The sequence below is a fragment of the Pseudomonas sp. ICMP 460 genome, from assembly GCF_002723595.1.
Lineage (GTDB): Bacteria > Pseudomonadota > Gammaproteobacteria > Pseudomonadales > Pseudomonadaceae > Aquipseudomonas > Aquipseudomonas kitaguniensis.
Genome location: NZ_LKBR01000005.1, coordinates 44,529 through 61,862 on the forward strand (window position 1 = coordinate 44,529; position 17,334 = coordinate 61,862).

22 protein-coding genes and 1 tRNA gene are annotated in these 17,334 nt (G+C 58.6%); 4 read left to right on the forward strand and 19 right to left on the reverse strand.

All coding sequences use genetic code 11. The features are described from left to right. Positions 1-14 precede the first annotated feature (14 nt). The 11 genes from ndk to trmJ form a co-directional block, all read right to left on the reverse strand. Positions 15-440, reverse strand: a complete 426-nt coding sequence (ndk, locus tag AO240_RS05550; protein WP_003175956.1) for a nucleoside-diphosphate kinase — start codon at positions 438-440, stop codon at positions 15-17. A 92-nt stretch (positions 441-532) separates the two neighbouring features. After that, positions 533-733: a Fe-S cluster assembly protein IscX gene (gene iscX / locus AO240_RS05555; RefSeq protein WP_032879605.1), complete on the reverse strand. Its 201-nt coding sequence runs from the start codon at positions 731-733 to the stop codon at positions 533-535. A 14-nt stretch (positions 734-747) separates the two neighbouring features. Further along, the gene (gene fdx / locus AO240_RS05560; RefSeq protein ID WP_032890689.1) at positions 748-1,089 is read right to left on the reverse strand and encodes an ISC system 2Fe-2S type ferredoxin; all 342 of its coding nucleotides are present in this window, start codon (positions 1,087-1,089) and stop codon (positions 748-750) included. Positions 1,090-1,092: 3 nt separating this feature from the next. After that, a complete protein-coding gene (gene hscA / locus AO240_RS05565; RefSeq protein WP_099235484.1) occupies positions 1,093-2,955 on the reverse strand; it encodes a Fe-S protein assembly chaperone HscA in 1,863 nt (620 codons plus the stop codon). Between the two features lie 51 nt (positions 2,956-3,006). Next, positions 3,007-3,528 carry a co-chaperone HscB gene (gene hscB / locus AO240_RS05570; protein ID WP_058414860.1) on the reverse strand — a complete coding sequence of 174 codons (522 nt, stop codon included), beginning with the start codon at positions 3,526-3,528 and terminating at the stop codon, positions 3,007-3,009. Positions 3,529-3,536: 8 nt separating this feature from the next. Continuing rightward, complete coding sequence (iscA, locus tag AO240_RS05575) at positions 3,537-3,860, reverse strand: iron-sulfur cluster assembly protein IscA (protein WP_099235485.1); 324 nt, start codon at positions 3,858-3,860, stop codon at positions 3,537-3,539. Positions 3,861-3,888: 28 nt separating this feature from the next. Next, complete coding sequence (gene iscU / locus AO240_RS05580; protein ID WP_058414861.1) at positions 3,889-4,275, reverse strand: Fe-S cluster assembly scaffold IscU; 387 nt, start codon at positions 4,273-4,275, stop codon at positions 3,889-3,891. A gap of 98 nt (positions 4,276-4,373) precedes the next feature. Further along, positions 4,374-5,588, reverse strand: coding sequence for an IscS subfamily cysteine desulfurase (locus tag AO240_RS05585; RefSeq protein WP_099235486.1), 1,215 nt, complete (start codon positions 5,586-5,588; stop codon positions 4,374-4,376). A 49-nt stretch (positions 5,589-5,637) separates the two neighbouring features. Further along, the gene (iscR, locus tag AO240_RS05590; RefSeq protein ID WP_058414863.1) at positions 5,638-6,129 is read right to left on the reverse strand and encodes a Fe-S cluster assembly transcriptional regulator IscR; all 492 of its coding nucleotides are present in this window, start codon (positions 6,127-6,129) and stop codon (positions 5,638-5,640) included. A 302-nt stretch (positions 6,130-6,431) separates the two neighbouring features. Further along, positions 6,432-7,217 (reverse strand): serine O-acetyltransferase, encoded by a 786-nt coding sequence (gene cysE / locus AO240_RS05595; protein WP_099235487.1) that lies wholly within the window; start codon positions 7,215-7,217, stop codon positions 6,432-6,434. 2 nt (positions 7,218-7,219) lie between these two features. Continuing rightward, positions 7,220-7,990: a tRNA (cytosine(32)/uridine(32)-2'-O)-methyltransferase TrmJ gene (gene trmJ / locus AO240_RS05600; protein WP_099235488.1), complete on the reverse strand. Its 771-nt coding sequence runs from the start codon at positions 7,988-7,990 to the stop codon at positions 7,220-7,222. Positions 7,991-8,135: 145 nt separating this feature from the next. Here trmJ and suhB point away from each other — a divergent pair, with 145 nt between their 5' ends. Continuing rightward, on the forward strand, positions 8,136-8,951 hold the full coding sequence (gene suhB / locus AO240_RS05605) for an inositol-phosphate phosphatase (protein ID WP_003175971.1): 816 nt from the start codon (positions 8,136-8,138) through the stop codon (positions 8,949-8,951). A gap of 187 nt (positions 8,952-9,138) precedes the next feature. Here suhB and AO240_RS05610 read toward each other — a convergent pair whose 3' ends face one another. From AO240_RS05610 to queA, 6 genes are all read right to left on the reverse strand, one after another. Next, a complete protein-coding gene (locus tag AO240_RS05610) occupies positions 9,139-9,684 on the reverse strand; it encodes a glycine zipper 2TM domain-containing protein (RefSeq protein WP_058414866.1) in 546 nt (181 codons plus the stop codon). A 123-nt stretch (positions 9,685-9,807) separates the two neighbouring features. Further along, positions 9,808-10,722, reverse strand: a complete 915-nt coding sequence (secF, locus tag AO240_RS05615; protein WP_099235489.1) for a protein translocase subunit SecF — start codon at positions 10,720-10,722, stop codon at positions 9,808-9,810. A 9-nt stretch (positions 10,723-10,731) separates the two neighbouring features. After that, positions 10,732-12,600: a protein translocase subunit SecD gene (gene secD, locus AO240_RS05620; protein ID WP_099235490.1), complete on the reverse strand. Its 1,869-nt coding sequence runs from the start codon at positions 12,598-12,600 to the stop codon at positions 10,732-10,734. A gap of 62 nt (positions 12,601-12,662) precedes the next feature. Then, a complete protein-coding gene (yajC, locus tag AO240_RS05625; protein WP_003238439.1) occupies positions 12,663-13,001 on the reverse strand; it encodes a preprotein translocase subunit YajC in 339 nt (112 codons plus the stop codon). A 43-nt stretch (positions 13,002-13,044) separates the two neighbouring features. Further along, positions 13,045-14,160 (reverse strand): tRNA guanosine(34) transglycosylase Tgt, encoded by a 1,116-nt coding sequence (gene tgt, locus AO240_RS05630; protein WP_161936717.1) that lies wholly within the window; start codon positions 14,158-14,160, stop codon positions 13,045-13,047. 5 nt (positions 14,161-14,165) lie between these two features. Beyond that, complete coding sequence (queA, locus tag AO240_RS05635; RefSeq protein ID WP_099235491.1) at positions 14,166-15,230, reverse strand: tRNA preQ1(34) S-adenosylmethionine ribosyltransferase-isomerase QueA; 1,065 nt, start codon at positions 15,228-15,230, stop codon at positions 14,166-14,168. A gap of 108 nt (positions 15,231-15,338) precedes the next feature. Between queA and AO240_RS05640 the strand changes: the two genes are divergently transcribed. After that, positions 15,339-15,423, forward strand: a tRNA-Leu gene (locus tag AO240_RS05640). Positions 15,424-15,583: 160 nt separating this feature from the next. Here the strand turns inward: AO240_RS05640 and AO240_RS05645 are convergent. Then, positions 15,584-15,871 carry a hypothetical protein gene (locus AO240_RS05645; protein ID WP_099235492.1) on the reverse strand — a complete coding sequence of 96 codons (288 nt, stop codon included), beginning with the start codon at positions 15,869-15,871 and terminating at the stop codon, positions 15,584-15,586. Between the two features lie 451 nt (positions 15,872-16,322). Between AO240_RS05645 and AO240_RS28840 the strand changes: the two genes are divergently transcribed. Together AO240_RS28840 and AO240_RS29215 are read left to right on the forward strand one after the other, a co-directional pair. After that, complete coding sequence (locus AO240_RS28840; RefSeq protein WP_256585856.1) at positions 16,323-16,445, forward strand: hypothetical protein; 123 nt, start codon at positions 16,323-16,325, stop codon at positions 16,443-16,445. Between the two features lie 6 nt (positions 16,446-16,451). After that, positions 16,452-16,583: a DUF6429 family protein gene (locus AO240_RS29215; RefSeq protein ID WP_371918596.1), complete on the forward strand. Its 132-nt coding sequence runs from the start codon at positions 16,452-16,454 to the stop codon at positions 16,581-16,583. An 85-nt stretch (positions 16,584-16,668) separates the two neighbouring features. On the opposite strand, the gene AO240_RS05655 is transcribed toward AO240_RS29215, so the two are convergent. Further along, positions 16,669-17,301 (reverse strand): LysE/ArgO family amino acid transporter, encoded by a 633-nt coding sequence (locus AO240_RS05655; RefSeq protein WP_099235493.1) that lies wholly within the window; start codon positions 17,299-17,301, stop codon positions 16,669-16,671. Positions 17,302-17,334: the final 33 nt, after the last annotated feature.

Here is a 17,334-nt window from a genome sequence, read left to right on the forward strand (position 1 = left end):
CTTTAAGCCGATGCTTAGCGAGCGGTTACTTCAGTAGCAGCGAAAAAGTACGAGATTTCGCGAGCAGCAGCAGCTTCGGAGTCCGAACCGTGTACAGCGTTGGCGTCGATGGACTCAGCGAAATCAGCACGGATGGTGCCGGCAGCCGCTTCTTTAGGGTTGGTAGCGCCCATCAGCTCACGGTTCAGAGCGATAGCGTTTTCGCCTTCCAGAACCTGAACAACAACAGGGCCGGAGATCATGAAAGCAACCAGGTCGCCGAAGAAGCCACGTGCGCTGTGCTCAGCGTAGAAGCCTTCAGCTTCAGCTTTGGACAGTTGCTTGAGTTTCGAAGCTACAACCTTCAGGCCGGCTTTTTCGAAACGAGTGGTGATCTCGCCGATGACGTTTTTTGCAACAGCGTCAGGCTTGATGATGGAGAAAGTACGTTGAACAGCCATGGTGTAACTCCAGAAACGGTAATTTACGAAAAATTAAACCCGCGAATTATACGCGGGTTATCAGGTATTGCCTAACTGCGTAAAAAGGCGACTCAGTCTGCTTCTTCGATCCACAGGCCTTGAATCGCCTCCAGAACCTTTTCGCCACCCCGGTCCGGGATGTCGTCGAAGTCTGGCAGCGCCATTACCAGGTTGCGCAGCTTGACGAAGTTGACCGTCAGAGGATTGACCTCCGGGTGAGCTTCAGCAAGTTGTATAGCGATTTCTTGTACATCAACCCATTTCAGGCTCATGACATTTCCTTGAATCAATGCGGCGCTTCGGCCGCATGGTTGAGCGAATATTTCGGAATTTCGACGGTAATGTCTTCAGTTCCTACCTTTGCCTGACAGCTTAGGCGCGATTGCGCTTCAAGGCCCCACGCACGGTCAAGAAAGTCTTCTTCCAGCTCATCGGCTTCTTCAAGGGAGTTGAAACCCTCGCGAATGATGCAGTGGCAGGTGGTGCAGGCGCAGACACCGCCGCACGCACTCTCTATCTCGATGTGGTTGTCGTGAGCAACTTCGAGGATGGACTTGCCGGTCTCAGCCTCCACGACCATACCGTCCGGGCAATGCTCGGCGTGTGGCAGAAAAATGACCTGCGGCATTAATTATTCCTCGAGTTCATTCAGGTTGCGGCCCGCCAGGGCGGCTTTTACCGACTGGTCCATACGGCGGGCGGCAAAGGCATCGGTCACCTGCGACAGACGCTTGGTCTGTTGCTCGATGGCGTAACCATCGGTGCCTTTCATCAGTTCGGTCAGTTCTTGCATTTGCAGGTCGATGACCATGCGCTCTTCGGCGTCCAACAAGCGCTCGCCGTCAACATCCAGGGCGCTCTGCACCGCCTCAAGCAGACGCTGGGCGTCCACCTGCTGCTCACGCACTACGCGGGCAACTTTGTCGTCACCGGCATATTGGAACGAGTCCTTGAGCATTTTGGCGATTTCGCCGTCGGTCAGGCCGTAGGACGGCTTGACCTGAATGCTGGCTTCCACGCCCGAGCCTAGCTCACGTGCAGCCACGCTGAGCAGGCCATCGGCGTCAACCTGGAAGGTCACGCGAATTTTCGCCGCACCCGCCACCATCGCCGGGATGCCACGCAGTTCAAAACGCGCCAGCGAGCGGCAATCACTGATCAGCTCGCGCTCACCTTGCAGCACATGAATCATCATGGCCGTCTGGCCGTCTTTATAGGTGGTGAAATCCTGAGCGCGGGCGACGGGGATGGTGGTGTTGCGCGCAATCACCTTCTCCATCAAGCCACCCATGGTTTCCAGCCCCAAAGACAGCGGGATCACGTCAAGCAGAAGCAGTTCGCCACCGTCACGCTTGTTGCCTGCGAGGGTATCGGCCTGGATCGCAGCACCAATCGCGACCACTTGATCAGGGTCGATTTCGGTCAGCGGCTGGCGCCCAAACGCTTCGGCCACCGCGTCGCGAACGCGCGGCACACGGGTTGAGCCACCGACCATGACCACGGCAGCAACGTCTTCCAGCTCGATACCGGAATCACGCACGGCACGGCGGCAGGCTTTGAGGCTGCGGGCAACCATCGGCTCGATCAACGAATCGAAGGCTTCGCGCGTCAGCTGGGCCGACCAAGTGCCGTAGGAGACTTGAACAACGTTGGTATCAGTCAGCGCTTCTTTGGCAGCGCAGGCAGTTTGTAACAGGTTGCGCTGCGCGCCTGGGTCGAGGTCAGCCGACAAGCCGGCGCTGCTGATGATCCAGCCCGCAATGGCGTGATCGAAGTCGTCGCCACCCAAGGCCGTGTCGCCACCGGTGGACAGCACTTCAAACACGCCGCCGGTCAGGCGCAGGATCGAGATATCAAAGGTACCGCCGCCCAGGTCGTAAATAGCCACCAGGCCTTCGGCGTGTTGATCCAGGCCGTAAGCCACGGCCGCCGCTGTCGGCTCATTGAGCAGGCGCAGCACGTTCAGGCCGGCGAGCTTCGCCGCATCCTTGGTGGCCTGGCGCTGAGCATCATCGAAATACGCCGGAACGGTAATCACCGCGCCGACCAGCTCGCCACCCAAGGTGGTTTCTGCGCGCTGGCGCAGCACCTTGAGAATATCCGCCGACACTTCCACCGGGCTTTTCGGGCCTTGAACGGTGTCGATGAATGGCATGTGCGATTCGCCACCGACAAAGCGGTACGGCAACTGGTCGCCCAACTGCTTGACGTCGGACAGACCACGGCCCATCAAGCGCTTGACCGACAGCACAGTATTCAAGGGGTCGGCAGACGCAGCCAGCTTTGCCGACACGCCTACTTCGGTGCGGTCAGCGTGATAGCGCACGGCAGACGGCAGGATAACCTGGCCATCGGCGTCGGGCAGCGGCTCGGACAGGCCGCTGCGCAACGCAGCGACCAGGGAATTGGTGGTGCCCAGGTCAATCCCCACCGCCAGACGACGCTGGTGCGGTTGAGGGCTTTGGCCGGGTTCGGCGATCTGCAGTAGGGCCATGGTAATCAGGTCTTATCTGTCTATCAGGCGTGCAACACGGGCAGCACTGGGTTAATCGTCGAGGCGCTCTTCTAGCTGGCGCACTTCGTAGGTGAGCTTGTCGAGGAACTGCATGCGCCGCATCAGGCGTTCGGCCTGTTCACGTTGCGCTGCATCATCCCAACAAGCTGCGAAGCTTTCGTTCAGCTCATCCTGGGCCGTTTTCAGACGACGCTTGAAGACCGCGACACCCGCCACATCGGCTTCGTCCTGCAAGTCTTCGAGTTCTTCGCGCCACTGCATCTGCTGCATCAGGAAGTCCGGATCATGCACCGTGACTTCGATCGGCAACTCGCCACCGTTCATCGCAAGCAGGTAGCGTGCGCGTTTGGGCGGGTTTTTCAGCGTCTGATAGGCTTCGTTGAGGCTGGCCGATTGCTCCAGCGCCAAACGTTGCTCACGCTCTGAAGCGTCAGCGAAGCGGTCCGGATGCACTGCACGCGCCAACTCTCGGTAGCGCGTGGCAAGCTGCTCAAGGTCCAGCCGGAAACTCGGCTGAAGCTCGAATAAAGCGAAATGACAAGGAGTACCCACAAATAGCCTCAGATGTTGAAGCTTTCGCCGCAGCCACATTCACCGCGCACGTTGGGGTTGTTGAACTTGAAGCCTTCGTTCAAGCCTTCCTTGACGAAATCGAGCTCGGTGCCGTCCAGGTAGGTCAGGCTTTTAGGGTCGATAATCACTTTTTCGCCGTGACTTTCGAACACCTGGTCTTGCGCAACCACCTCGTCGACAAACTCCAGCACGTAGGCAAGGCCGGAACAGCCCGTGGTGCGAACACCCAGACGAATCCCCTCACCTTTACCGCGCCCATTCAGGGAGCGGCGAATGTGCTGCGCAGCCGCTTCTGTCATGCTGATAGCCATCGTTGACTCCTTACTCGTCGCCAAATGCTTAGATCAAGCCTTTCTTCTGCTTGTAGTCGTGAACAGCCGCCTTGATGGCGTCTTCAGCGAGTACCGAGCAGTGGATTTTCACCGGCGGCAACGCCAGTTCTTCGGCCAGCTGGGTGTTGCTGATAGTCACAGCCTCATCCAGAGTCTTGCCTTTCATCCATTCGGTGGCCAGCGAGCTGGAGGCGATGGCAGAACCGCAGCCGTAGGTCTTGAACTTGGCGTCTTCAATAACGCCAGCTTCGTTGACTTTGATCTGCAGGCGCATCACGTCGCCGCACGCCGGAGCGCCGACCATGCCGGTGCCGACATCAGGGTCTTCCGCGTTCATCTTGCCGACGTTGCGCGGGTTTTCGTAGTGGTCGATGACCTTTTCGCTGTAAGCCATGGTACTGAATCCTCACTCATCAGGGCCGCTCTGGAACCCTGTAAAAACGCCTGCGTTACCGCCACGTTGTTACAGAGCTTGGGTGGCGGCTTCTATAGTTAGTGTGCCGCCCACTCGATCTTGGAGATATCGACACCGTCTTTGAACATGTCCCACAGAGGCGACAGAACGCGCAGCTTGTTAACCGCTTCGCAGACTTTCTGCGCGGCGTAGTCAACTTGCTCTTCCGTGGTGAAACGGCCGAACGTAAAGCGGATGGAGCTGTGTGCCAGTTCGTCGTTGCGGCCCAGGGCGCGCAGCACGTACGAAGGCTCAAGCGAGGCCGAGGTGCAGGCCGAACCGGACGAAACCGCCAGGTCCTTGAGCGCCATGATCAGCGACTCGCCTTCGACATAGTTGAAGCTCAAATTCAGGTTGTGCGGTACACGGGCGGTCATGCTGCCGTTGATGTACAGCTCTTCAAGGTTTTCGACCTGCTTGTAGAAGCGCTCGCTCAGGGCCTTGATGCGCACGTTTTCGGCAGCCATGTCTTCCTTGGCTACTCGGAAAGCTTCGCCCATGCCGACGATCTGGTGGGTCGCCAGGGTGCCCGAACGCATGCCGCGCTCGTGACCGCCGCCGTGCATGCCGGCTTCGATGCGCACGCGAGGCTTGCGGCTCACGTACAGCGCGCCGATGCCTTTAGGGCCGTAGGTCTTGTGGGCGGAGAACGACATCAGGTCGACTTTCAGCGCCGCCAGGTCGATGTCGACCTTGCCGGTGGACTGAGCAGCGTCAACGTGCAGCAACACACCTTTGGAGCGAGTCAGCTCGCCAATGGCCGCGATGTCGTTGATGGTGCCGATTTCGTTGTTCACGTGAATCACCGAAACCAGGATGGTGTCTTCACGCATCGCGGCTTCAATCATCGCCGGGGTGACGATACCGTCGGTGGTTGGCTCAAGGTAGGTAATCTCAAAACCTTCACGCTCCAGTTGGCGCATGGTGTCGAGGACAGCCTTGTGCTCAATCTTGGTGGTGATCAGGTGCTTGCCTTTGGTCGCATAAAAATGCGCCGCGCCCTTGATTGCCAGGTTGTCGGACTCGGTTGCACCGGAGGTCCAGACGATTTCGCGCGGGTCGGCATTAACCAGGTCGGCGACCTGGCGACGAGCGTTCTCGACCGCTTCCTCGGCTTTCCAGCCGAATACGTGGGAGCGCGACGCCGGGTTGCCGAAGTTTCCGTCAACCAGCAGGCATTCGCTCATCTTTTGCGCGACACGCGGATCAACCGGGGTGGTCGCTGAGTAATCAAGGTAAATAGGCAATTTCATGGACTTTCTCCTAATCAGGCTGGCTGGCGTGCCGTTAGCTCTTCGGCTGTCACTCGACGGCGGACGCTTCAATCTTGTCCAGACGCGGCGCCTTGGTGTTGCAACGGCGCTGGTCCTGACGCTGGGCTACTTCTTGCACCTCACGGCGAGTCACAAGATCAGCCAAGCTGATACCACTCAAAAACTCATGGATCTGCAGGCTCAAGTCACACCACAAGTGGTGCGTAAGGCAGGTGTCGCCGGCGTGGCAATCACCTAGGCCCTGGCATTTGGTGGCGTCGACGGATTCATTCACCGCGTCGATCACCTGGGCTACCTGAATGCCCTGCATGTCGCGGGACAGCTGATAGCCACCACCCGGCCCACGTACGCTGGAAACCAGGCTGCTGCGGCGCAATTTGGCGAACAGCTGTTCGAGGTAGGACAGGGAAATGCCTTGGCGCTCGGAGATATCAGCCAGGGACACCGGCCCAGTTTGCGCGTGCAAGGCCAGGTCAAGCATGGCGGTTACCGCGTATCGGCCTTTTGTAGTCAGTCTCATGGACAAGTACCAAGGTGTTTCAGAATGGGAGCAAGTATGCTATTCCCGAGTATTTAAGTCAACTATAAGACCTAGTACTTTAGTCAGGATTACCCGTAAAAAGGGCGCGCGAATCATAGCAGGGTGGCGCGAAACGGAATAGCGGAACGGGGCCATACGAGGACCGATGGGAAAATCGAGATCAAAACGCGGGAGGGGGCTTGCTCCCGATAGCGACGTATCAGTGGGCACACCCAGTGACTGACCCACCGCTGGCGGGATCAAGCCCCCTCACACAGAGGATTTGCGGTAACTGCCAGACCTCAGCCAACCTTGGTGATGGCGGTTTCACTCTTGATTTCGGCAAAGTCCTCTTCGCGCAATTCAGGCAGGTCCTTGGCACAGTAGCCGCTGCCCAGCTCCTTGAGCGCGCCGCACATGCCGTCCAACTTGCCGTCCACCGCCTGCAAGTGATCGAGCAATTGGCCAATAGCGCGCGCCACCGGGTCCGGCATGTCTTCGCTGACGCCGTAGGCATCAAAGCCGATCTTCTCGGCCATCGCCTTGCGCTTGGCTTCCTGCTCCTCACCGACTTCCGGCTTGACGATGATTCGCCCCGGAATACCGACCACGGTGGCGCCAGGCGGCACAGCCTTGGTCACCACGGCATTGGAACCGACCTTGGCGCCAGCGCCGACGGTAAACGGGCCAAGCACCTTGGCGCCCGCGCCCACCACCACACCATCACCCAACGTGGGGTGGCGCTTGCCTTTATTCCAGCTGGTGCCGCCGAGGGTGACGCCTTGATAGAGCGTCACGTCGTCGCCGATTTCAGCGGTCTCGCCGATCACGATACCCATGCCATGGTCGATAAAAAAGCGACGACCGACCTTGGCGCCCGGGTGAATTTCGATCCCGGTCAACCAGCGACCGAAGTTCGACACCAGTCGCGCCAGCCACTTCCAGCCCATACCCCACAAGGCGCCGGACACGCGGTGAATCCAGATGGCGTGCATGCCCGGGTAGCACGTCAGCACCTCAAAGGCGTTGCGCGCCGCCGGGTCACGGTGGAAAACACTCTGGATATCTTCTCGCAAACGCTCGAACATTTTTAATCCTTTCGCTTAAGAAGCTCGCCACGGGCCGCTTTCTGGGTTTCCGTGAGGATGCCACGCAATATATTCATTTCGGCTCGGCTGACCGAGCTACGCCCATATAGCCGACGCAGGCGCGCCATCAAGTGCCGTGGCTTTTCAGGATCAAGGAATTCGATGGCCACCAGGGTTTGCTCAAGGTGCTCATAGAAGCGCTCCAGCTCGTCCATAGTGGCCAACTCGCCACTTTTGGTCGACGCCACTTCGTCCTTTTCCACTTTGCTCGGCTGGCCCGCCGCGGCCAGCCAGGCCATACGTACTTCATAACTCAACACCTGCACCGCCGCCCCCAGGTTCAGCGAACTGAACGCCGGGTCGGAGGGAATGTGCACATGGAAATGACATCGCTGCAGCTCGTCATTGGTCAGGCCGGAGTCTTCACGACCGAACACCAAGGCGATCTCAGCGCCGCTGGCGGCCTCCTCCACGACTTTGGTGCCGCACTCGCGCGGGTCCAGCAGCGGCCAGGGAATGCGACGGTCACGCGCGCTGGTGCCGAGCACCAGATTGCAGCCGACCAAGGCGTCTTCCAGCGTGGCGACGACCTGGGCATTGGCCAGCAGGTCATTGGCGCCGGACGCACGAGCATCGGCCTCGTGGTGCGGGAACACGCGCGGGTCGACCAGCACCAGGCGCGTCAGCCCCATGTTCTTCATGGCTCCCCCCCCCCCGCCGATGTTGCCGGGGTGACTGGTATTGACCAAGACGACACGAATGTTTTGCAGCAAGGGAGGCGCTCTCGGACACAGGAAAGGGGAGCAAATCTTACAGAACAGCCTAAGGTTATGCCATGAAAGCTAACGTCGCCCTTCACCTGAACAAAGTTTCTGCTAGAATGCCCGGCTTTCTTTAACAACCTTAGGTGACACATCCATGCAGCCCATGCTGAATATCGCGCTGCGCGCCGCCCGCAGCGCCAGTGAATTGATCTTCCGCTCCATCGAGCGCCTGGATACCATCAAGGTCGACGAAAAAGACGCCAAGGATTACGTATCCGAGGTGGACCGCGCCGCCGAACAGAAAATCATCGACGCGCTGCGCAAGGCCTACCCTACCCACGGCATCCTCGGTGAAGAAACCGGCCTGCACAAAGGCAGCGGCGAAGGCGAAGATTACTTGTGGATCATCGACCCACTGGACGGCACCACCAACTTCCTGCGCGGCATCCCACACTTTGCGGTCAGCATTGCCTGCAAATACCGTGGCCGCCTGGAACACGCCGTTGTGCTGGACCCGGTCCGCCAGGAAGAATTCACCGCCAGCCGTGGCCGTGGCGCCCAACTGAACGGTCGTCGCCTGCGTGTCAGCGGCCGCACCAGCCTGGACGGCGCCCTGCTGGGCACTGGCTTCCCGTTCCGTGACGACCAGATGGACAACCTCGAAAACTATTTGGGCATGTTCCGCGCCCTGGTCGGCCAGACCGCCGGTATCCGTCGCGCAGGCGCTGCCAGCCTCGACCTGGCTTATGTAGCTGCCGGTCGTTTTGACGCGTTCTGGGAGTCGGGCTTGTCCGAATGGGACATGGCCGCAGGCGCCCTGCTGATTCAAGAAGCAGGCGGCTTGGTGAGCGACTTCACCGGCGGTCACGACTTCCTCGAAAAAGGCCACGTGGTTGCCGGCAACACCAAATGCTTCAAGGCGGTACTGACGGCGATCCAGCCGCACCTGCCGGCTTCGCTGAAACGCTAAGCGAGCGAGCACAAAAAAAGCACCCCAAGGGGTGCTTTTTTTATGCCTGCCATTCGTGCAACGGTACTAACCCAATGTGGGAGAGGGCTTGCTCCCGATGACGGTATGTCAGCTGCCTATAGGTAGGCTGACACACTGCAATCGGGAGCAAGCCCCCTCCCACATTTTGAATTGCACCCGCCGGCAATTACTGCGGCTGGTTTTGGCCCAGGATCAGACGACCTTCTTTGTCGACTGGGATCTGGCCGCCTGGATCACGGTCCATGCGCACCGAACCTTCCTTGCCGTCCAGGTTGTAACGCACGTCGTAACCCACCACCTTGTCGCTGATGTCGTTGACGGTGTTACAGCGCGTTTGCGTGGTGGTGTAGGTATCGCGGTTCTGCATGCCTTCCTGAACCTTGTTACCGGCGTAACCGCCACCGACCGCACCGGCTACAGTCGCCAGCTTCTTGCCATTACCACCACCGACCTGGTTGCCCAACAGGCCACCTGCCAGCGCACCGACCACGGTGCCGACGATCTGATGCTGATCTTCTACCGGCTTCTGCCGGGTTACCGCGACGTCCTTGCAGACTTCGCGAGGGGTTTTGATCTGGGTTTTCACCGGCTGCACTGCCAGCACTTGCGCATACTCAGGGCCGCTTTTTACCAGGCTGTAGGTGGCAACAGCACCCCCGGCAGTCACACCGACAGCACCCAATACCGCACCAACCAGTAACGACTTGTTCACATGAACCTCCTGACCATCACAAGCGGACTGAAACGTCCGCGATATACCCAGCCTTGGAGCAAAAAAAAAGGCACGAGTTCAATACTCGTACCTTTTTTGTAACAGCAGATCAACGAACACCCATCAAGGGCGGTCATCGACCTCCTTGCCGGTAGCGGCAGGAGGGATCAAGTCTTCGCTGTTGAGGTTCAGCCAGATCAGCACCACGTTGGCGATGTAGATCGACGAGTAGGTACCCGCCAGCACGCCGATAAACAGCGACAGCGAGAAGCCCCACAGGTTGTCACCACCGAAGATCATCAGGGCCGCGATCGCCAACAAGGTGGAGATCGAGGTGGCCATGGTGCGCAGCAGGGTCTGCGTGGTGGAGATGTTGATGTTCTCGATCAACGTCGCCTTGCGCAGTACGCGAAAGTTCTCACGAACCCGGTCGAATACCACGATGGTGTCGTTGAGCGAGTAACCAATGATCGCCAATACCGCCGCCAGCACCGTCAGGTCGAAGGTGATCTGGAAGTAGGCCAGGATACCCACGGTCACCACCACGTCGTGGATCAGGGACACGATCGCGCCGACGCCGAACTTCCACTGAAAGCGGAACGCCAGGTAGATCATGATGCCGACCAGCGCCATCAGCATGCCGAGGCCGCCTTGGTCGCGCAGCTCTTCGCCCACTTGCGGGCCGACGAACTCGACGCGCTTGACCGCCGCCGGGTTATCGCCGCCGACCTTCTGCAAGGCCTCCGCCACCTGGTGACCCAGTTGCGGGTCTTCGCCAGGCATACGCACCAGCAGGTCGGTGGTTGCACCGAAGCTCTGCACGATGGCCTCGTGATAACCGGCCTTGACCAGCTCGTTGCGCACCAGGGTAACGTCGGCCGGCTTCTCGTAGGTCAGCTCGATGAGCGTACCGCCGGTGAAGTCCAGACCGTAGTTCAGGCCCTTATGGAACCAGCTGAACAACGCCAGAACGGTAAGGAGCACAGTGACGCCGAACGCAACGTTGCGAACGCCCATGAAGTTGATTGTACGTAACATGGCAGCCCCTTAAATCCACAACTTCTTGAAGTCACGCCCGCCAAAGATCAGGTTGACCATTGCGCGGGTCACCATGATGGCCGTGAACATCGAGGTAAAGATACCGAGGGACATGGTTACCGCAAAACCTTTGACCGGGCCGGTGCCCATGGCAAAGAGAATCCCGCCGACCAGCAAGGTGGTCAAGTTGGAGTCGAGAATCGCGGTAAATGCCCGGCCGAAGCCTTCGTTGATTGCGCGTTGCACGGTCATGCCATTGGCGATCTCTTCACGAATACGCGAGAAGATCAGCACGTTGGCGTCCACCGCCATACCCATGGTGAGTACGATACCGGCGATACCTGGCAGGGTCAGCGTAGCCCCCAGCAACGACATCAGTGCCAGCAGCATCACCATGTTGCCCGCGAGGGCGACGGTGGCGATCACGCCGAAGAAGCGGTAGATGGCGATGATGAACAGCGACACGAACAGCATGCCCCACAAGGCTGCATCAACACCCTTGGTGATGTTGTCGGCACCCAGGCTCGGGCCAATGGTGCGTTCTTCAGCAAAGTACATCGGCGCCGCCAGGCCACCAGCGCGCAACAGCAGCGCCAGTTCGGACGACTCGCCCTGGCCGTTCAGGCCAGTGATACGGAATTGTGCACCCAGCGGCGACTGGATAGTCGCCAGGCTGATGATCTTCTTCTCTTCTTTAAAGGTCTGCACCGGCACGTCTTTTTCAACACCGTTCACCAATTGCTTGGTGTAGGTGGTGACAGGACGCTGCTCGATGAAGATCACCGCCATGCTGCGACCGACGTTGCTGCGCGTGGCGCGGCTCATCAGTTCGCCGCCGTGGCCATCCAGGCGGATGTTCACTTCAGGTGTACCGTGCTCGCCGAAACCAGCCTTGGCGTCCGTCACCTGGTCACCGGTGATGATCAAGCCACGCTCGATCAACGCTGGAGGACGATTGCCTTCGCGGAACTCGAACTCTTCGGAAGTCGCGCGGGACGCACCCGGATCAGCCGCCAGGCGGAATTCCAGGTTGGCGGTTTTACCCAGGATACGCTTGGCTTCAGCCGTGTCCTGCACACCCGGCAGCTCAACCACGATGCGGTTGGCACCTTGGCGCTGAACAATCGGCTCGGCCACACCCAGCTCGTTGACGCGGTTACGTACCGTGGTCAAGTTCTGCTTGATGGAGTATTCGCGGATTTCCGCCAGCTTGGCCGGGGTCATCGCCAGGCGCAGTACCGCCTGACCATTAAGGTCGGCCGGCACGATGTCAAAATCGGTGAAGCTCTTGCGGATCAGCGCACGGGCCTGTTCGCGGGAAGCTTCATCAGCAAAGCCCAGCTGGATAGCGCCGTTGAGCTGCGGCAGGCTGCGATAACGCAACTTCTCTTTGCGCAGCAAGCTCTTCACATCGCCTTCGTAAACTTTCAAGCGTGCGTCGAGGGCTTTGTCCATGTCGACTTCCAACAGGAAGTGCACACCACCGGACAAGTCCAGACCCAGCTTCATCGGGTGCGCGCCAATGCTGCGCAGCCATTTTGGCGTGGTCTGTGCCAGGTTCAGCGCGACAACATAGTCATCACCCATGGCCTTGCGCACAACGTCTTTGGCCGGCAACTGGTCTTCTTGCTTGGCCAGGCGCAACAAACCGCCCTTGCCGTCAGCCGCCAATGTTGCCGCTTTAACCTGGATGCCCGCGTCGGTGAGCGCTTTGCTCGTGCGGTCCAGATCAGCCTGATTGACCTGCAACGCAGTGCTGGCGCCAGTGATCTGGATCGCCGGGTCATCAGGATAGAGATTGGGAGCGGAATAAATAAAGCCGATCGCCAGCACCGCCAGGATCAGTACGTATTTCCACAGAGGGTATTTGTTCAGCATCACGCCGCCCGCTTATAACGCGGGGCGCCTTGCGCGCCCCGTCGATTGGTAAAGGTTGAAACTTAGATCGCTTTGAGCGTGCCTTTTGGCAGCGTGGCAGCGATGGCGCCCTTCTGGAACTTCATTTCTACGGTGTCGGAGACTTCCAGAACCACGAAAGCATCGGCAACCTTGGTGATCTTGCCGGCGATGCCGCCAGTGGTCACAACTTCGTCGCCTTTCTGCAAGCTGCCCAGCAGGTTCTTCTGCTCTTTGGCGCGCTTGGCCTGTGGACGCCAGATCATCAGGTAGAAGATGACCAGGAAGCCGACCAGGAAAATCCACTCAAAACCGCCGCCCATAGGGCCAGCAGCGGCAGGCGCAGCGGCATCAGCCATGGCGTTAGAGATAAAAAAGCTCATTTAGCACTCCAGTTGCAAATAGTGAATCTTAGGGTCGGAAAACTCAGGCCAAGGGCGGCACAGGCAGCCCGCGCTTGGCATAGAAGGTATCGACGAAGGCGGCCAATGTACCCTGTTGAATAGCCTCGCGCAAACCAGCCATCAGGACTTGGTAGTGACGCAAATTGTGGATGGTATTCAACATGCTACCCAGCATTTCGCCGCACTTGTCCAGATGGTGCAGATAAGCACGCGAGAAGTTCTGGCAGGTGTAGCAGTCGCAGGTTGGATCCAGCGACGAATCATCATGGCGATGGAACGCGTTACGGATCTTCAGCACGCCGGTATCGATGAACAGATGCCCATTGCGGGCATTACGGGTTGGCATCACGCAATCGAACATGTCCACACCGCGGCGAACACCCTCTACGAGATCTTCCGGTTTGCCAACGCCCATTAGGTAACGAGGTTTTTCAGCAGGCATCAGGCCCGGCAGGTAATCGAGCACCTTGATCATCTCGTGCTTGGGCTCGCCCACCGACAAACCGCCGATGGCCAGGCCGTCAAAGCCGATCTTGTCGAGGCCTTCCAGCGAGCGCTTGCGCAAGCTTTCATGCATGCCGCCCTGCACGATGCCGAACAACGCCGCGGTGTTCTCGCCATGCGCGTTCTTCGAGCGTTGTGCCCAACGCAGCGACAGCTCCATGGAAACGCGCGCCACGTCTTCGTCCGCCGGGTACGGCGTGCATTCGTCAAAAATCATCACGATGTCGGAGCCCAGGTCGCGCTGCACCTGCATCGATTCCTCCGGGCCCATGAACACTTTGGAACCGTCGACCGGCGAGGCGAAGGTCACGCCCTCCTCCTTGATCTTGCGCATCGCGCCCAGGCTGAACACCTGGAAGCCACCGGAGTCGGTGAGGATCGGGCCTTGCCACTTCATGAAGTCATGCAAGTCGCCATGCTTCTTGATCACTTCCGTGCCGGGGCGCAGCCACAGGTGGAAGGTGTTGCCGAGGATGATCTCGGCGCCGGTGGCGATAATGTCACGCGGCAGCATGCCTTTTACCGTGCCATAGGTGCCCACCGGCATGAACGCCGGGGTCTCGACGGTGCCGCGCGGGAACGTGAGGCGACCACGACGAGCCTTGCCATCCGTGGCCAACAATTCAAACGACATACGACTCATAGTTGTTCCTCATGGCCCGTCTCTACAGGAGCAGTCGGCGCAGGGTTACGGGTGATGAACATCGCATCACCGTAGCTGAAAAAACGGTACCCATTGTCGATGGCGGCCTGGTAGGCGGCCATCGTTTCCGGGTAACCGGCAAATGCCGACACCAGCATCAACAGCGTGGATTCCGGCAAATGGAAATTGGTGACCAGGCAATCGACCACATGAAACGGCCGGCCAGGGAAAATAAAAATATCGGTGTCGCCGCTGAACGGCTTGAGCACGCCATCGCGCGCCGCACTCTCCAGCGAACGTACGCTGGTGGTGCCCACCGCCACCACCCGCCCGCCGCGCGCCTTGCACGCAGCCACGGCATCCACCACTTCCTGGCTGACCTCCAGCCATTCGCTGTGCATGTGATGGTCTTCGATGTTATCCACACGCACCGGCTGAAACGTGCCGGCCCCCACGTGCAGGGTCACATAGGCAGACTCGACGCTTTTGGCGGCAATCGCATCCAGCAGCGGCTGGTCGAAATGCAGGCCGGCAGTCGGCGCAGCCACCGCACCCAAGCGCTGCGAGTACACCGTTTGATAACGCTCGCGGTCCGAGTCTTCGTCGGGGCGGTCTATATAAGGAGGCAACGGCATATGGCCGACACGCTCCAGCAGCGGCAACACTTCTTCGGCAAACTTGAGTTCGAACAAGGCGTCATGGCGCGCGACCATCTCGGCTTCGCCACCGCCGTCAATCAGGATGCTCGAACCCGGTTTGGGCGACTTGCTGGAGCGCACATGGGCCAGCACGCGATGGCTGTCGAGCACCCGCTCCACCAGAATTTCCAGCTTGCCACCGGACGCCTTCTGGCCAAACAGCCGCGCCGGAATCACCCGGGTATTGTTGAAAACCATCAAATCGCCTGGGCGCAAATGCTCAAGCAAATCAGTGAATTGACGGTGTGCAAGGGCACCACTGACCCCGTCCAGGGTCAGCAGTCGACTGGCGCGACGCTCGGCCAAAGGGTGGCGAGCGATCAGCGAATCAGGGAGCTCAAAGGTAAAGTCAGCAACGCGCATGATGGGGTTCGTCTAGCAGGGGCGGGAAGTCTAGCGGAAATAGTGAAAATAGACCATGAAACGTGATTGACCAACGGTAATCTCATCTCTATACTTCGCCGCCATTGAGCCCTGATGGCGGAATTGGTAGACGCGGCGGATTCAAAATCCGTTTTCGAAAGAAGTGGGAGTTCGATTCTCCCTCGGGGCACCACCTTAAAGAAAGACCTTGAAATTCAAGGTCTTTTTTTTCGCCTGTAGAAAAGTCACCGGCCAGCGACACCGCTACGCGCTGTCGTGATGACAGCGGGTTAACCCAATAACGCCCGGTAGACAAAAGGCCTCTCAGAGGCCTTTTTCTTCATTCGAACCCGCTATTTTTTCCTGCACACCTCGACGTCTTCTTGAGTGTTTAACGTGGTGTCGATGCCAAGCCGATACCAGCAGTAATCAATGATCCAACGCCGCTCCTCCTGCGTAAGCTGTTCGACTTGCCGGATTTCGCCATCGTTGGCGTGGATGTTGTAAAACTTCATCTGAAACGCTGGATGCTTCTTGATGAACAGGATGGTTTCAACGTCTGCGTCCTCCAGCGCTTCGTAGTACCCAACGTAGAGCACGGCCACCAAAGCCAACACAATCAGGGCAATCAGCTTCTTCATTCTTGCGGTGCCGGAGGGGGAAGTAAGTGTGTTTGGGTTCTGAGGTTCCTGACCAACTCCCTGCCTGCCTGGCATTGGGCATCGGGTCGAGTCGGTTAAACCCGCGACTGGTTTTGCCACAACTGACGCCTTGTCATGATCATCCATGAAACCGACCTTATCAGAAGTCGAGAAGCGCAGTCCCACCTGGACTGGACTCTGGCAGCTAGCCAGCAGCATGGATCCCTTCCGGTTCAACAAAGTCAGCGTTCGGCTATGAGCATCTTTGCGCCGCGCATTTAAAACGTCTACTACTGGCGAACTCGGTGAGTGATTACTAGAATTTAATGCTCTGGAACTGCTCGCGTGTATCGCTTGGCTGGGTGCACGACTCACAGCAAGTTCCATGAAGACTATGGAGCGCCCATCCAAAAATCGACGATATTTGTTGAATATAAACGGAGCAACGACCATGGAATACGACGAAAAACTGATTGAAGACGCCGTGCTTGCGCTGTTGGCCACCTTCAGTTTCGACCACGGCCATGCTTGGAAAGGGTTCGACTTCGAGGTCATGAATCGATTGCATGAATAGGGATTCATCAGTAATCCGGTGAACAGGAACAAATCGATTTGGCTGACGGAGGAAGGTATTGAGCGAGGCAGGCAGATAGCCGACCGGTTGTTTGGGGTGAAAGGTAAATCGGAGCATCTACCCGGCTCGGATAGCTGACTGATGCAGCAAGCGCGTGCATGTGCTCTCCAGACGCCTTGCCGGCTTTGACTTAGGGTGCGCACGAATCTCCCTGATGCGCTGATTACCCTTCTAGAATTACCTCAAAGATACTTAGCGAGTCACCAATCAACATCCCGGCCAGGTACACCATCAACACAGCAACGCCAACGTCCAAACATCGCCAGACCACGGCGGAGCGAAACAGCCCGGTCAAGCGCTGACAGCCCAGCGTAAGTACCACGAACCATATCAACGAAGCCGTCATTGCACCGGTCGCGAACAAGGCTTGTTGGCCGGCAGGTTTGGCTGCGCCGATGGAGCCAATCAGTACAACGGTATCGAGCCAGGCGTAGGGGTTGGCGAAACCAAGCACCATTGCTGTGCGCAGCAGCCCGCGTTGCGAGTTGCCGCCTTGAGTGTCCGGCATGGATTGGTTGCGGATGCTGGCCAATAAGCGATGGGCACCGAACCACAGCAGATAGGCTGCGCCTGAGAGTAACAAGAGCGCCATCACCTGTGGCCGACTGCCCAACAGCGAACCTAACCCGGTGACGCCGAAAGCGATCAGCACAATGTCGGCCAGCACGCAGATAGCGACCACGCCCCAGACAGGGCCACGGCTGACACCCTGGCGGATGACCAAGGTGTCTTTTGGGCCTGGGGCGGCAAAAAGCCCAAGGCCAAGTATCAACCCCTCGATAAAGTATGGCGTCACGGCTACCTTTCAAATCTGGCGTAAAGGAATGCA

Coding starts and splice junctions, on each gene's coding strand:
- ndk (WP_003175956.1), bottom strand. CDS start 440: ATGGCTGTTCAACGTACTTTCTCCATCATCAAGCCTGACGCTGTTGCA.
- iscX (WP_032879605.1), bottom strand. CDS start 733: ATGAGCCTGAAATGGGTTGATGTACAAGAAATCGCTATACAACTTGCT.
- fdx (WP_032890689.1), bottom strand. CDS start 1,089: ATGCCGCAGGTCATTTTTCTGCCACACGCCGAGCATTGCCCGGACGGT.
- hscA (WP_099235484.1), bottom strand. CDS start 2,955: ATGGCCCTACTGCAGATCGCCGAACCCGGCCAAAGCCCTCAACCGCAC.
- iscA (WP_099235485.1), bottom strand. CDS start 3,860: ATGGCTATCAGCATGACAGAAGCGGCTGCGCAGCACATTCGCCGCTCC.
- iscU (WP_058414861.1), bottom strand. CDS start 4,275: ATGGCTTACAGCGAAAAGGTCATCGACCACTACGAAAACCCGCGCAAC.
- AO240_RS05585 (WP_099235486.1), bottom strand. CDS start 5,588: ATGAAATTGCCTATTTACCTTGATTACTCAGCGACCACCCCGGTTGAT.
- iscR (WP_058414863.1), bottom strand. CDS start 6,129: ATGAGACTGACTACAAAAGGCCGATACGCGGTAACCGCCATGCTTGAC.
- cysE (WP_099235487.1), bottom strand. CDS start 7,217: ATGTTCGAGCGTTTGCGAGAAGATATCCAGAGTGTTTTCCACCGTGAC.
- suhB (WP_003175971.1), top strand. CDS start 8,136: ATGCAGCCCATGCTGAATATCGCGCTGCGCGCCGCCCGCAGCGCCAGT.
- secF (WP_099235489.1), bottom strand. CDS start 10,722: ATGTTACGTACAATCAACTTCATGGGCGTTCGCAACGTTGCGTTCGGC.
- secD (WP_099235490.1), bottom strand. CDS start 12,600: ATGCTGAACAAATACCCTCTGTGGAAATACGTACTGATCCTGGCGGTG.
- yajC (WP_003238439.1), bottom strand. CDS start 13,001: ATGAGCTTTTTTATCTCTAACGCCATGGCTGATGCCGCTGCGCCTGCC.
- tgt (WP_161936717.1), bottom strand. CDS start 14,160: ATGTCGTTTGAATTGTTGGCCACGGATGGCAAGGCTCGTCGTGGTCGC.
- queA (WP_099235491.1), bottom strand. CDS start 15,230: ATGCGCGTTGCTGACTTTACCTTTGAGCTCCCTGATTCGCTGATCGCT.
- AO240_RS05645 (WP_099235492.1), bottom strand. CDS start 15,871: ATGAAGAAGCTGATTGCCCTGATTGTGTTGGCTTTGGTGGCCGTGCTC.
- AO240_RS28840 (WP_256585856.1), top strand. CDS start 16,323: ATGGAATACGACGAAAAACTGATTGAAGACGCCGTGCTTGCGCTGTTG.